Here is a 14,209-nt window from a genome sequence, read left to right on the forward strand (position 1 = left end):
CATGGCCGCTATCCAGCAGCATCGCTACAGGGGCGTCATCCTCCCAACATCGAGTCACCCGGAGATTCGACGGACTAAGCGGGAACAGGACGCACCATCCATCCATGGTAACAAGCTATGGAAGTCAAGCTGTCTCGTGATCGACTATCTGCACAAGAACTCTGAGCCTGCACCAGAAAAAGTGTTAGATGTGGGCTGCGGTTGGGGCATAGGCGGCATCTGGTGCGCAAAGCGATTTGGAGCGTCCGTAACGTCAGTGGACGCCGATCCGAACGTATTTCCCTTTCTGGATGTGACGGCCGAGCTTAACGGCGTAAGTACCAAGTCTCGCGTCGCGAGGTTTGAAAAGCTTAACGGAAAATTCCTTCGTGACTTTGATACCTTGATAGCCGCAGATATCTGCTTTTGGGATGAGCTCGTGGATCCCGTAAGCAACATGGTCAATCGTGCCCTGAAAGCGGGTGTGAAGCGCATCATCATCGCAGACCCCGAGCGCCCAACATTCCATGAAATGGCCGAGCGTTGCGTCGTCCGCCACGGTGGCGAAGTACTCGAATGGAAAACCAAGGGCAGCCTGGCCGCTCGAGGTGCTCTTCTGGTGATCAACAACTACTAGATAGTTAACCTCGCCTGCGGGCTTGGATTCCCGTGGCGACTTACGGTCACCTTTGAATCAACCTGTAACGGGCCTCAATGTTTTCGCTGGAAGTTATGCGGCCGTCGTCCATCGCAGGGCGAAAGCGCGTTGTTTGAATGTATCGTTGCAGTAAAGCCGCGGAGCGCGTTCTACCTAGGCCACTGGGTGCGACGTCCGCTATCGCTCTACCGTCCTCTCGAACCTTAAGACGCACGAAAAATAGACCGTCACCGTCCTCCAGACCGGATTCCCAGAATACGCCGTTGTCAGGCAGCGGGACCGGCTTGGAAAACCACTCCGTGGCAAGACTATTCAGGCCGCCGGCGTCAAGATCACGCCAAATCCCCTCGTAAACAGCGCGGGCCTCTCTGGCAGCCCCATGCCATTGAAGCCAGTCTGCCAGTGCGAGTTGCGTTTCGGCTCGAAGTTCAAGTTCTTCAGACGGAATGGCTGCAAGCAAATCATCGAGTAAGCGTCGCCCTGCAGCGCGAACTGTTCGTTGAAGGTTTTCGAGGCGCTCCTGCTGCAGGCTAAAGTCTCTAGGATCATCCACACTACTGGGAAACCCCGTCCTACGGTCCCGATACAAGGGTTGTGGCTCCACCAGATCCTCTATGAGATAAAGGGTTTTTAACTGGCTGAAAGTGGCATCTTTGAATCGTAGGTAGTCGATCCCCCGTTCGTCAGACACAAGGATTTCCAATAGATCCTCATGCATTTCATGAAGGTCTAAGAGACGAGTCAGGAGGTCTCTATCTTGGCCACGGCGAAGTACTTCTCGCTGCCAGCGCAGGTACTCCATGGTGGCGCTCCAACGAAGCCCATCCCACGGTGGCCGGCCTGAGCCATACAAACGAAAAAAATAGTTGTAGCGCTCATCCAGGGCCGTGAAATCACCTTCCCGACGCAAGCTATCTAACATCGCCCTCAGCACCGGCCTCTGCGCAACGCTATATAAGCCCTCATTTAGACGTATCAGATGCAGCGCCCGCGCGCGGCTTTTGCGTGCAGCTGCGATATCTCCCATCGCTTCCTGGGCGCGCGCGAGGGAATCCAGTGTCTCCGCCAGGCTCATGGCGTAAGGGCCATCGCGATATTCCTGTTCGATAAGTCTTTCACTCAGTGCACGTACAAGCGCCGTTGACTGTTTATCACTGGAGATTGAAGCCGGCGTATTAGGGTCTGGCGACGTTTCATCGGGCCAGACTCGCTCGGCCTCGACGAAGTACTTGCCATAAGGCCCCGCAGCAGCCAGGGCGAGGGGGCTCGCAAGCGTCAGCACGACAGGGATGAGTAACGGTAATAGACGCATAGAGGCGATATAATGACGGAACTTTATGCCTGATACACCTTCTTAGCGCCCATGAGTAAAAAACAACGACGGGATATCCCGCGCTTCGCGCATCCCATTATTGAGACCCATTGTCACCTCGACTACCTGGAACCTGATTCTCTCTCTGAGGAACTGCTCAACGCCCGGGATGTAGGCGTGGAAAGAATCATCACAATTGCTGTTAGTCCAGACAATCTCGACAAGGTTCAGGCCATAGCGCGGCGTGAAGATCGTGTGTACTGCACTCAAGGTGTGCACCCCCACGAGGCAGAAAACTACTCGTCAGAAGTGGATTCACGTATTCGTGAGGGAGCATCTGATCCGAACGTTATCGCTATTGGCGAGATAGGCCTAGATTACTACTACGATCACGCGGATCGCGGCGTTCAGCGTAAGGTTTTTGCGGATCAGTTAGAAATCGCCGCCGCCTGCGATTTACCAGTCGTGATTCATAGCCGCGACGCTGACGAAGACATGCAGGCGATATTGTCCGAGCACCTGGATCGCCTACCTAAGCGGGGTGTTATTCACAGCTTTAGCTCAGGGCTGGCTCTGGCTGAATTCGCGTTGGACGCGAATTTCATGCTCGGTTTCAACGGCATGGTGACCTTCAATCGCGCTGACAACGTAAGAGACGCCGTGGCAATCACGCCTTTGGACCAGCTTCTACTGGAAACAGATGCCCCCTATTTAACCCCTGTGCCTTATCGCGGACGTAGCAACGGGCCTCGCTATCTCCCCTTCATCGCAGAAAAAATTGCCGAGATAAAAGAAATGCCCATCGATACCCTTCTCGCTCAGTGCTACGCCAACAGCGAGCAGTTGTTCTTCACCACTTCTGACTCGGGAGCCGTTTGATGAGTTTTGCTATAGGTCAGCGCTGGCTCAGCCACGCAGACAGCGAGCTGGGGCTGGGAATAATCGTCGAGCTGGATGGGCGCCGAGTCAGCGTCCACTTTCCCGCAGTCGAAGAGGAGCGCACCTACGCCACAGAGAATGCACCTTTAACGCGGGTAAAGCTGCGTGAAGGTGATGTGCTCCATACGCGAGATGGGCGTAAGCTTCAGGTCTTGGCTATCCATGAAGAGCAAGAGCTCCTGATCTATGAAGTTGCAGGCGAAGGGCAGCGGGAGTTGCTGGCCGAACTTGATATGGATGACCATATCGATTTGGCAACACCCAGACAACGACTGCTAGCCAGCCAATACGATAGCCACGCGGCGTTTGCGCTACGTATGGCCACCGCGCAGCACATTCACCGATTGCAACAAAGCGGTCTCCGCGGACTCCTTGGAACACGTACGGCTCTGCTCCCCCACCAACTATATGTCGCGAATGAGGTAGGCAAACGCCACGCTCCCAGGGTGCTTCTGGCTGACGAGGTTGGCCTGGGTAAAACCATCGAAGCCGGTATGATCCTGCATCGTCAGTTACTCAGCGGTGACAGTCGACGCGTGCTCATCATGGTTCCGGAATCCTTGCAGTTTCAGTGGCTCGTTGAAATGCGGCGCCGCTTCAATCTGAACTTTGCTTTGTTTGACGAATCTCGTTTGAGCGAAAGTGACGACGGTGGCAACCCCTTTGAAGATGAGCAGCTGGTTCTATGCTCCACATCGCTCTTTCTGGACGCCAATGCACGAGCACTGGCTTTGGATGCCGAGTGGGACATGCTGATTGTGGACGAAGTCCACCGCTTAGCTTGGAGTCAGGTTGAAGTCAGTGAAGATTTTCGCTTTTTACAGGACATGGCGGAACAGGTTCCTGGTTTGTTGCTGCTCACCGCTACGCCAGAGCAAGTGGGCCAGGAAGCCCACTTTGCGCGTCTTGCACTGTTGGATCCAGAACGCTTTCACGACTTTACGGCTTTTGAAGAAGAGGAGTCCCAGTACAAGCGCTGGAGCTCGCTCATGGATGCTCTGGACCGTGGAGAAGATGTACAAGGACTGCCATCTGATATTGATCCAGAGGCTCCGTCCGAGCGACAGATTGCGGCTCTATTGGATCGCTACGGAACCGGGAGAGTACTCTTTCGTAACGCTCGGGCGAGCGTAGGCGGCTTCCCCACCCGCGAAATGCTCCCACACCCTCTCCCAATGGTTGAGAACCCGGTCTATCAAAACCTATATCCCGATTTACACGTTGATACCGAGCTGTGGCTTCAGGAAGATCCGAGGGTGGCGTGGCTGGTGAGCCAGTTGAAATCTCTGCGACCCCAGAAAGTACTAGTGATTTGCGCCACAGCCGACACCGCTTTGGCCCTTGAGAGTTATCTCCAGCTCCGTGCTGGCATACGTTCTGCCGCTTTCCATGAGCAACTGAGTCTGGTGGAGCGAGATCGGGCTGCAGCCTACTTCGCTGAGCAGGAACAAGGCGCCCAAGCGCTCATTTGTTCCGAGATTGGCGGTGAGGGTCGTAATTTTCAGTTTGCCCAACATCTTATTCTCTTCGACCTACCTGAACACCCAGACCAACTTGAGCAACGCATAGGACGCCTTGATCGTATCGGACAGAGAGACCGCATCTTTATTCATGTTCCCTACATCGAGGGAAGCGCGCAGGAAACGCTCATGCGCTGGTATCACGAGGGCATAGATCTCTTCAGATCAAGCTGCTCCGCGGGCGATATGATTCTGAATCAATTCCGAAGTGCTCTAGACGAGCAGCTTCGACAACAGAACGATCGCTTCGATGAACTCTTGCAGGAGACTGCGCGGTTCACCACCGATACGCGCAAAGAACTCAGTGAGGGTCGCGACAAGCTTCTTGAGAGAAGTTCCTGCAACACCGAACAGGGTTTATCTCTTGGCGAGGCTATCGGCGAGATTGAGGACCCGGAGCGATTGGGCTCCTTTCTGGAACAGCTCTGTGACGTCACGGGTGTTGAGCATGAGGAGCACAGTAAGAACAGCAGTGTTTTACGTCGCGGAGAACAGGAGCTTCTTGAGATTTTCCCAGAGGTACCGGAGGATGGCTGCACTGTCACGGTATCCCGAGATCAAGCACTCCAGCGGGAAGATTGGATATTCCTTGGCTGGGAACATCCGTGGATGGAGAATGCAATGTCCACCGTTCTCGGTAGCGCCCTGGGACAGGCGAGTGTCGGCGCCATGAGTCTCAAGGGAGTACCCGGCGGCTCGAGGCTCTACGAACTACTCTTCACTGTCTCCCTGAGTGCTCCTCGCGCGTTGGGACTGCAGCGCTACCTCCCCTTGGCGCCACAGCGCATATTGCTCGATGCGAATGGCCGGGATCTCAGTAAGCTTCTTACGCACGAGCGGCTTAATGAGCGTGTGGAGAAAATCCCCCGCGGAACGGTCAGCAAAGTGGTACGTCAACTGCGAGAAGAAATCGAAACGCGCATCGATGATGCAGAGCAGCACTTTGCAAGCGAACTAGAGTCCCGCCAAGCCCTCGCCGCGGAGAGCTACAGCGAACAGCTGGACGAAGAAATAGCCCGGCTCAGCTCCTTACGCAAAGTAAACCCTAGTATTCGCCATGAAGAAATTGAGAATCTAAAACTCCGTAAAGAAGCCGGACTCGCCGCGCTAAGTACTGCGCGGGCGACTTTGCAGGGCGTACGACTAGTGATTACGCGCTAGGCGGGTACGTCAGGAGGCCACGTCCTGACCGCCATCCAGAACGAGCACATGGCCCGTCACAAAAGCCGAAGCTCTTGAGCAAAGATAAATAGCAGAACCGGCCGCGTCTTCCGGCGTTCCCAGGCGCCTTCGAGGAATGGCTTTGGCCATTTCTTCCTCATGATCCAGTAAATGCGCCGTCATTTTGCTAGGGAAAAAGCCGGGCGCAATGGCGTTCACATTGACATTGTCCGGAGCCAGGTCCACCGCAAGCTGACGAGTAAGATGGTGCACCGCCGCCTTGCTCGCGCTGTAGGAGTAGTTCTGAAGCGCGGCGTAGGACAATCCGTTGATAGAACCAATATTGATCACACGCGATGGATCTTCCTGACTTGCGGCCGCGCGAAGAGGCTCCAATAGAGCCTGAGTCAGAAAGAAAAGCGACTTTACGTTGAGATCCATGATCTTGTCCCAACCATTTTCTGGAAACTCATCAATAGAGGCGCCCCAACTTGCGCCCGCGTTGTTCACGAGAATATCGATCTTGGACTCTCGGGCCTTAAGTTCATTTGCGAACCCCTGAAGCCCATCCACATCAGCAAGATTACTCGGTATCGCTATACATTCCCCAAGTTTCGACAGCTCGTCGGCCGTGGCCTGTAATTCTTCGGCGCGGCGGGCGGTGATATAGGTTCGAACCCCATTCTCAACCAATCCTTGCGCGATCATCGCTCCGATCCCTCGAGACCCTCCGGTAACCACCGCAACTTTCCCTGCCAGGTTAAAAAGACTTTTCACTAAGGGGAAACTCCTCTCGTTTGCGGCGACTTTCCGCCTGGTTTAAACCATATTGGTGAGCTGTAGGCGCGCTCTTGAATACTATCCGGATGACCTGGAGCTGAATCCATTCCCAGGGCCAGCGCGTCCAAAAAGGAGTGCCGGGCGGTGGGTATCTGCAGGACTCGCGCGTAGTAAAATGCAGACTGATTCGGATCAAAGCTCGGATCTGTCCACAAGGTGGAAAGGCTCGCAGCCCCAACACGGTTATCAACTGCTCCGGTTTTTCGATCAACGGTATCTTCGATAGGTGTTACGGAGCCATCTGTGCGCCGTCTAGTGTCGTCGGACAAGGCAACGTCGAATACCTGTTCCCTGGAGTCCCCGTCATCTGTAACCCAGCCTTTAACAATTTGAACGCGGTCAAGTAAAGCGGCATCCGGGTCACGGAGCGCTTCAACATAGAACACCGGCGCCTGCCCTCCGGAACCATCAATCACTGATCCCATGGGCAAACTTTCTGCCAGAACGCCCTCCAACTCCGCCGCGGTGGGCTCCTCGCTCAGAGTTAGCGCAAAGCCTGCGTTGAAGCGTAAGGAAATTCGTGGACCGCTGGTGGCGTAAACCTCACGGCGTCGTACCGCCTCAATGATCGCATCACGGGTGTTTTCTTTGGCCCAGACCGCCGCCAGCCCTGATGCTGACATAGACCATCCGTTGACTGTACCCGCGCTGCCAAAACTACCCACTTTGTTTTCCGGAATGGAGTCCGTGGCCATTTTTCCGTGAAAGTTGTCCTCGCCCGCGCTCGACAGGCCCGTGTGGGCATCGGTAGAGCCGATGAATCCTAACTGGTAAGGATTCGCACCCAGCACATTTTCCAGCTCAAGTCCTCGGCGCAATGCAGAACGCAGGTAATCTCCCGGTAAAGGTTTGTAATCTTCTTTATCCCGTTGAATGTAGAAAGGATAAGTCTCAAAGTCCGCAAACTCATCGTCGGGAGACAGTATGGGGTGGGTCTCTGAGTCCCCTTTTATTTGGGTTATCTCCGCAATGGGCTCCCAACGCAGGCGCTGGCGGGCGTAATCTTCAGTCATCTCTTCGCCACGAAGGGTCATTTCATCAAACATGACCCCCTTCGAAATATTGGAGTTGTGGGGGATAGCGACAAAGTTCACTCCCGTCGCCTCTTCCACGCCGCCAAGGTAAGTCCAGAGGTCTTCCGGATAAGGACTGTCGTCCATGCCAAAGGGCTCAAACTCACGAGCACTTTCGGCATCAGAATCACTAATGACAATACGATGAAGGTTTGCCCCACCGGGGATTGTGCTCCACTCCCAAGCGATAAGCGTTGTGAACCTGCCCGGCTGGTAGTAAGCGTCCGCAACATCGGTGATCGCCCGCCAGGTGCTGGTTTCCACCTCATCCATGCGGGGAACGCTATTTGAAACCGCACTCCGAGGAATCCCATCAGACGACGCTAGTGCCCGCGCAGCGGCAATGGGATCTTCACTCGCGGGCAACGCGGGACCAAACAAATCCTTGCCCTGCCGCTGATCGACCTTGCGGCGAATAACTGAAGTCGCAATCTGAGCTTTGATCTTTTCCCAGAAACCTAAGCTATCCAGATCCGATCCCTCCATATAGAGATGACGCATAATGCCCAGATACTCAGCGTGGTCAGACACTGCCAGAAAATCCAGGGGACGTCTTAGCTGAACCCGAGCTTGGTGATAAGGGTGTACAACAGGCTGTCCCATGGCAAAACGATAAGCGGTTGCCGGATCCGCGCGAAGGTTATCGTTGAGAAAGGCATCAAAGGAGTAAGAGCTATGCAGATGAGTATCGCCCCAGAGCAGCTTTTTACCTGGCTCTGCTACTGCAGCAATGCTCATGCACCCACCGAAGAGCACCGCAAACAACCCCAGAATTGGACGTGGAAAACTCGGTGCAATCTGGATTCTCATAGGTTTCCTCGCTGTATTTATTGCTACTTGGATTGCCGATAAAGGGCATGAATCAATTGATCACGCGTATCAGCCGGATCTATCACCGCATCAATCTCAAGATGGGCTGCGGCCTCAAGAGCCTTGCCCTTGTCATAGAGTTCCGCAAGCAATTTGTCGAACAATTGCTGTCGATCCCCGGGGTCATTCACTGCTTCCAGCTCTTTGCGGAAGCCCAAACGCACAGCGCCCTCAAGCCCCATACCGCCAAACTCCCCCGTCGGCCAGGCCGCTGCAAAATGGGGAACTGCAAAGCTACCTCCCACCAGCGCCATAGCTCCAAGGCCGTAAGCCTTGCGGAGAAACACCGCCAAAACGGGTACTTTCAATGACGCGGCACTCTCAAACAGTGCCGACATGCGATGCACCGCCGCCTCCGACTCACTGTCGGGACCAACCATGAACCCGGGCGTGTCTACCAAGGATATGACAGGCAGCCCCGTGCGATTGCAGAGATTCAGAAATCGAGATGCCTTATCTGAAGCCTCGCTATCCACGGCCCCACCTAATTGTTGACAGTCACTGGCTAAAACCCCCACGGCCCGACCATCAAGCCTGGCCAATCCGGTCACCACGCTTCGACCAAATACCCGCCGAAGTTCCGTGAAACTATCAGCATCGAACAAACGCTCAATCACATCACGTACTGGGTAACCCCAACGCCGGTCTTCGGGCAATGCCTCGCGCAAGGGTGTCTGATCCTGTGCGGCACCGGGAGACACATCTCCTTGGAAGTACCACAGCACCCGCCGAGCCATGGCGGTAGCGTCAGCTTCGTTGTCCACCAGAATGTCGATAACACCGTTCCGCCACTGCGTGTCCGCAGGACCGATTTCATCAGGGCGAAAACTACCAAGGCCGCCGCCTTCAATCATTGCTGGGCCAGCCATACCTATGTTCGATGCCCGAGTCGCTATACGTATGTCCCCAGCGCCAAACAAGGCGGCGTTACCCGCGAAACAGTAACCATTGTTCACGACAATACGCGGCATGCCCGTGTTCAAGGACGCCCAACTGGCGAAAGTATCTACATTTAGACCGGCGATCTGTGTGGTGACATCGGTGTCGCCCGGCCGCCCGCCACCACCCTCGGTGTACATAATCACGGGCAGGCTTTGTCTCGCTGCAATGGAAAGCAGTCGGTCAATCTTCGCGTGATGAAAGAAGCCCTGGGTTCCGGCAAGGACGCTGTAGTCGTAGACAACCAGCGCTGTGCGACGTTCATCAGCAGAAAAATACTCGCCGTTTACCTCTCCAACTCCAGTAATGACGCCGTCACCCAGAGTCTCTCGCTGAAGCTCTTCGTAGTCACGCCGCTGACGTTGAGCCGCCACAGCCTGTGCACCGTATTCTACGAAAGCTCCCGCGCCTAGCAGGTCGGCAAGATTCTCTCGGGCGGTGCGGAAGCCCTTTTTCTTGCGACGCGCCACCGCTTCAGGTCGCTGTGCATCACTGCCCCGCTCCAGCCGATCCCTGAGCTCTCGTAGCTCTGGACGTTCGCCCTCAATCATCGCGGCAGTCCCGGTATAGCCTTCACGTTCAACGGCCTTTGAACGCCGGTGGTCGTTTCTCGAAGAACGCCATAACGCCTTCGGTGGAGTCCTCACTGGAAATGCAGATGTTCTGCATCGCCGCTTCCTGAGAGATCATTTCGCCAAAGTTTAAGTCGGCCGCCATAGCAATGGCCTTCTTACTAAACTGCATCGCTAAAGGCGCCTTCTTTGCGAGCTCCGCGGCCCATTCAAGCGCCGCCTCCGTTTCCTCGCCATCTTCTACAACACGATTACACAAGCCCCACTCAAGACAGCGCTCAGCGTAGATTCGCTCTCCCCCCACAATCACTTCCAGCGCCCGCTTACGACCCAGCGCGCGGAGAAGCTGCCAGGTTGCGCCGCCGTCAGGAATCAAACCAATAGCGCCAAACGCCTGGTAGAGATAACCCCCTTTAGCCATAACCACCAGGTCGCAGGCCATCATGTAAGCGCTTCCGATTCCAGCTGCCGGACCACTAACTTCTGCAATCCAAAGTTTGGAGGAATCGGTAATACCAAGGATACTTGGCTTGTATTCGTTTTTTAGCATGTGCTCTGTCAGCTGGCCACGATGCGCGGGATCACCACCCGCACTGTCTTGCAGATCTGCCCCAGCACTAAATGCACGCCCTGCACCCGCTAGAACAATAACCCTCAATTCAGGATCAGCATTGAGCGCGTTCACGGCAGCCATCATCTCCTGACGAAGCGTCGTGGAGAAGGTATTCAACTTATCCGGGCGATTCATCACCAATCGGGCTACCGGCCCGTGTTTTTCAATCAGCAGAGTTTCAAAAGTTAGGTCACTCATGAATTTGTCCTTTCGTCATCTTTATTTGGCCGGGAGGTACGCAAGACTTCTACCCCTAACTAATCGCACCTGCATCACGCAGGCTGGCAATCTCCTGCTCCGCAAAACCCATCGCGCCTAACACCGATTGAGTATCAGCTCCATTGGCTCGCGGTCCGTGAGCAACCGTGGCTGCGGTACGGGAAAACCGCGGTGCAGGGGCGGGTTGCACAACTCCATCGACCTCTATGTAACTCTCGCGTGCGACCGCGGCACTGTGCCCTGGCGCCTCGGTAAACCGTAGCACGGGAGCAAAACAAACGTCTGTACCTTCCATGAGCTCGCACCACTCATCGCGCGTCTTCTGCCGAATCACATCACCAAGCGCCTGCTTTTGATCAGACCACCTTTCGGGATTGTTCTGTTCGGCAAACTCAGCTTCAGATAGTCCTGCCTTCTCCATGAGAAGCGCATAAAACTGAGGCTCGATAGATCCAATCGAAACATACTCACCATCGGCACATTCATAGGTATTGTAAAAATGCGTGCCGCCATCAAGCATGTTTGCCTCGCGCTGGTCCGCATTCCAAAGGCCGGCGGCGTGAAAGGTATGAAACATCCACATTAGCTGCGCGGCACCGTCGACCATAGCGACATCAATCACCTGTCCCTGACCGGAGCTCGCTGTCTCCAGCAGCGCGGCCAAAACACCGTTCACCAAGAGCATTCCGCCACCACCCATGTCCCCCACAAGGTTAAGCGGCGGCATGGGACGTCCCGCACCCTCCCCATTGGCAAACAACGCGCCGGTGAGGGCTATGTAGTTAATATCATGACCCGCTGAAGTAGCCAGAGGCCCTTCCTGCCCCCAACCGGTCATCCGGGCAAAGATCAGTTTTGGGTTCCTTGCCAGGCATACTTCTGGCCCTACACCGAGTTTTTCGCAGACCCCCGGACGGAACGGGTCAATAAGTACATCAGCGTTTTCCACCATGCGCAGAAGGGCTTCGATTCCCTGTGCGGATTTTAGATTGAGTACGACGGACTTCTTTCCTCTGCCGCTGACACTTTCAAGGGGTGAAGGTGCATCGGCGGCAGACCGATCAACGCGAATAACTTCCGCGCCGAGGTCTGCGAGCATCATGCCGCCCATCGGAGCGGGTCCGATACCCGCCAGTTCAATAACGGTGTATCCGTTAAGAGGTCCCATAGGAATTCTCCAGCTTAAAAGTTGCGGGTATTGAAGGGTTGATATTGGTCACCCAGGCAATCTCTGCTCACGATGATCTTCATGACCTCTGAGCTTCCGGCGTAGACCGTAGAAATCTTCGCGTCGGTAAATTGCCGGGAGATCGGATACTCGTCCATGTAACCCGCGCCTCCATGCAGCTGAACACCAACATCCGCCACCTCGACCTGCAGTTCACTGGTCACGAGCTTAGCTTTCGCGGCATCTACCGCAGTGAGACATCCTCCGTTAAAAGCCACAACACACTGATCAACATAGTTCTGTGCAATATCTAGATCGGTACGCAGCTCCGCAAGCTTGAACTGGGTATTCTGGAAAGACGCCAGCGGCTTTCCAAAGGCCTTTCGTTCTTTGACATATTCACAGGTCAGGTCCCAGGACAACTGAGCCGCAGCCAAATAACCAACGGCGCCCATCAGACGCTCTTCCGCCAATCCTTCCATAAGGTAAAAGAATCCCTTGTGAGGCTCGCCGAGCACATTCTCTTTGGGCACACGCACGTCGTTGAAGAAGAGCTCCGCAGTGTCTTGTGCCTTGAGTCCCATCTTTTCAAGGTTGCGACCACGCTCAAAACCCTCCATACCACGTTCAACAAGAAAGAGCGTCATCGCATGAGGGTTATTCTCGGGGTCTGTCTTGGCCGCTACGATCACGACGTCTGCATTAATGCCGTTGGAGATGTAGGTCTTTGATCCATTGAGAACCCAGTGATCATCAGCTTCGACCGCTGTGCTGCGCATACCTGCCAAGTCGCTTCCCGCGTCCGGCTCAGTCATGGCAATAGCGAGTACCGTGTCTCCAGTGACACAACCCGGTAAGAACCGCTGACACTGTTCTTCGTTACCAAACCGCGTAAAGTAAGGACCCACAAGACGGCTGTGCAGTGAGTTGTACCAATCTCCAGCGCGCGCATAAGCGGTCTCTTCGATGATCACCTGTTCAAAACGAAAATCCGCGTCACCCATGCCGCCGTACTTTTCCTCAGGCCACACCATAAGAAACCCTCGCTCGCCGGCCTTGCGGAAAGCCTCCCGATCAACGATGCCGGCCTCTCGCCAAGCCTCCATATGTGGCACAATCTCGCTACTGAGGAATTTGCGATACGCATCGCGAAACATAACCTGCTCTTCTGTAAATGTGCGTGGCAACATGGAAATCTCCTATCCAATGAGTCAATACAGCGCCGCAGTATGATTTTCGCGCCAAGGAGCAACAATGACTGTCATTAACAGAGAAATTGACCCCAGATGACAGTGCTATTCACACACGCTTTCAAGCTTCGCGGATTATTTCGTTGAGCGACGCTGCGAATAAGGTTTCCGTGTCCGTTCACTTTGCCAAGGCGATCCTGAAGCATTGCCTGGAAGCAGGTATCGATACGCAAGCTCTTCTTCGCGGACAGCGAATTCCTCCAAGACTACTGCATGAACCCCAGGCACGAATTAGCGTCCAGCAAGTGGCCGATCTGCAGACCAGCGCGATGCAGGCCCTAGGAGATGAAAGTCTTGGCTATGCCAACCGCGCAGTCCCCTTAGGTACCTGGGATATGATGTGCCATGCAGTCATTACCGCCCAAACGCTTGGGCAGGCCCTGCATCGCTACTGCCGTTTTTTTGAACTCATGGGCGGTGGTATGCAACTGGAACTGAGCCTTGAAGGAGACGCCGCGAAGGTCAAGCTTGCGTCGCATGCGAGTGCTCACGGCGCCTATTTTTCTGAGCTGTGCCTACTTAACACTCATCGCTTTACTTGCTGGTTAGTGCAAGAGGAACTCCCACTACGCGAGGTGCACTTCCAGCACCCACCAAGCACCCGTGCTGCAGACTATCGTTTGATGTTTATGGGCAACCCCGTGAGCTTTGAACAAGAAGACGCCTGCCTGATTTTTGGTGCGTCTCTTCTAGAAAAGCCAGTCATGCAAACACCGGAGTCTCTCCGCCGCTACCTTATACACCCGGTATTGACGATGCTCACAACAAGCTATGACTTTAGCTGGACCGCCAGGGTTAGAGCGCAGCTACGTCAAAATTTGCTATTCATGCCCGAACTGACCGACGTCGCTGCAGCACTTGAGCTGCATCCACAAACATTGCGACGACGTCTGGCTGCCGAAGGCAACACTTTCAAACAGATTAAAAGTGATATTCGCCGTGATACGGCGCTGCATTTTCTCGGTAAGCGCGCTTTGAGCGTAGAAGAAGTCGCTCACCGCGCAGGCTTTTCTGAAGCGAGTGCATTCATACGTGCATTTAAAGGCTGGACAGGACTGACCCCTTACGCCTACAGAAAAGGATTATAACTGAGTGC

General features: G+C 54.7%; 11 protein-coding genes. 4 read left to right on the plus strand and 7 right to left on the minus strand.

Annotation, left to right across the window (positions count from 1 at the left end):
* Position 1 precedes the first annotated feature (1 nt).
* Positions 2–616 (plus strand): class I SAM-dependent methyltransferase, encoded by a 615-nt coding sequence (locus R0137_RS12995; RefSeq protein WP_407326833.1) that lies wholly within the window; start codon positions 2–4, stop codon positions 614–616.
* A gap of 46 nt (positions 617–662) precedes the next feature.
* Here R0137_RS12995 and R0137_RS13000 read toward each other — a convergent pair whose 3' ends face one another.
* Complete coding sequence (locus R0137_RS13000) at positions 663–1,949, minus strand: hypothetical protein (RefSeq protein WP_407326834.1); 1,287 nt, start codon at positions 1,947–1,949, stop codon at positions 663–665.
* A 51-nt stretch (positions 1,950–2,000) separates the two neighbouring features.
* Here R0137_RS13000 and R0137_RS13005 point away from each other — a divergent pair, with 51 nt between their 5' ends.
* Positions 2,001–2,828, plus strand: coding sequence for a TatD family hydrolase (locus tag R0137_RS13005; RefSeq protein WP_407326835.1), 828 nt, complete (start codon positions 2,001–2,003; stop codon positions 2,826–2,828).
* Positions 2,828–5,569, plus strand: a complete 2,742-nt coding sequence (rapA, locus tag R0137_RS13010; RefSeq protein ID WP_407326836.1) for an RNA polymerase-associated protein RapA — start codon at positions 2,828–2,830, stop codon at positions 5,567–5,569. The genes R0137_RS13005 and rapA overlap by 1 nt, the downstream gene beginning before the upstream one ends.
* A gap of 9 nt (positions 5,570–5,578) precedes the next feature.
* On the opposite strand, the gene R0137_RS13015 is transcribed toward rapA, so the two are convergent.
* The 6 genes from R0137_RS13015 to R0137_RS13040 are packed head-to-tail and all read right to left on the minus strand — an operon-like array spanning position 5,579 to position 13,053.
* A complete protein-coding gene (locus R0137_RS13015) occupies positions 5,579–6,346 on the minus strand; it encodes an SDR family oxidoreductase (protein ID WP_407326837.1) in 768 nt (255 codons plus the stop codon).
* A complete protein-coding gene (locus R0137_RS13020; RefSeq protein WP_407326838.1) occupies positions 6,346–8,292 on the minus strand; it encodes a DUF3604 domain-containing protein in 1,947 nt (648 codons plus the stop codon). The genes R0137_RS13015 and R0137_RS13020 overlap by 1 nt, the downstream gene beginning before the upstream one ends.
* Positions 8,293–8,315: 23 nt before the next feature.
* On the minus strand, positions 8,316–9,842 hold the full coding sequence (locus tag R0137_RS13025) for an acyl-CoA carboxylase subunit beta (protein WP_407326839.1): 1,527 nt from the start codon (positions 9,840–9,842) through the stop codon (positions 8,316–8,318).
* Between the two features lie 28 nt (positions 9,843–9,870).
* The gene (locus R0137_RS13030; protein WP_407326840.1) at positions 9,871–10,674 is read right to left on the minus strand and encodes an enoyl-CoA hydratase/isomerase family protein; all 804 of its coding nucleotides are present in this window, start codon (positions 10,672–10,674) and stop codon (positions 9,871–9,873) included.
* A gap of 55 nt (positions 10,675–10,729) precedes the next feature.
* Positions 10,730–11,863 carry a CaiB/BaiF CoA transferase family protein gene (locus R0137_RS13035; RefSeq protein ID WP_407326841.1) on the minus strand — a complete coding sequence of 378 codons (1,134 nt, stop codon included), beginning with the start codon at positions 11,861–11,863 and terminating at the stop codon, positions 10,730–10,732.
* Between the two features lie 14 nt (positions 11,864–11,877).
* Entirely contained in the window at positions 11,878–13,053 is a 1,176-nt protein-coding gene (locus R0137_RS13040; RefSeq protein WP_407326842.1) for an acyl-CoA dehydrogenase family protein, read from the minus strand.
* A 143-nt stretch (positions 13,054–13,196) separates the two neighbouring features.
* On the opposite strand from R0137_RS13040, the gene R0137_RS13045 reads away from it, so the two are divergent.
* Entirely contained in the window at positions 13,197–14,201 is a 1,005-nt protein-coding gene (locus R0137_RS13045) for an AraC family transcriptional regulator (protein WP_407326843.1), read from the plus strand.
* The last annotated feature ends 8 nt before the right edge of the window (positions 14,202–14,209 follow it).

Source organism: Congregibacter brevis (assembly GCF_045689245.1).
Classification (GTDB): domain Bacteria; phylum Pseudomonadota; class Gammaproteobacteria; order Pseudomonadales; family Halieaceae; genus Congregibacter; species Congregibacter brevis.

What these genes read in the sequence shown, in the direction of transcription:
- R0137_RS12995 (WP_407326833.1), top strand. Translation starts at nt 2, where the DNA reads ATGGCCGCTATCCAGCAGCATCGCTACAGGGGCGTCATCCTCCCAACA.
- R0137_RS13000 (WP_407326834.1), bottom strand. Translation starts at nt 1,949, where the DNA reads ATGCGTCTATTACCGTTACTCATCCCTGTCGTGCTGACGCTTGCGAGC.
- R0137_RS13005 (WP_407326835.1), top strand. Translation starts at nt 2,001, where the DNA reads ATGAGTAAAAAACAACGACGGGATATCCCGCGCTTCGCGCATCCCATT.
- rapA (WP_407326836.1), top strand. Translation starts at nt 2,828, where the DNA reads ATGAGTTTTGCTATAGGTCAGCGCTGGCTCAGCCACGCAGACAGCGAG.
- R0137_RS13020 (WP_407326838.1), bottom strand. Translation starts at nt 8,292, where the DNA reads ATGAGAATCCAGATTGCACCGAGTTTTCCACGTCCAATTCTGGGGTTG.
- R0137_RS13025 (WP_407326839.1), bottom strand. Translation starts at nt 9,842, where the DNA reads ATGATTGAGGGCGAACGTCCAGAGCTACGAGAGCTCAGGGATCGGCTG.
- R0137_RS13030 (WP_407326840.1), bottom strand. Translation starts at nt 10,674, where the DNA reads ATGAGTGACCTAACTTTTGAAACTCTGCTGATTGAAAAACACGGGCCG.
- R0137_RS13035 (WP_407326841.1), bottom strand. Translation starts at nt 11,863, where the DNA reads ATGGGACCTCTTAACGGATACACCGTTATTGAACTGGCGGGTATCGGA.
- R0137_RS13040 (WP_407326842.1), bottom strand. Translation starts at nt 13,053, where the DNA reads ATGTTGCCACGCACATTTACAGAAGAGCAGGTTATGTTTCGCGATGCG.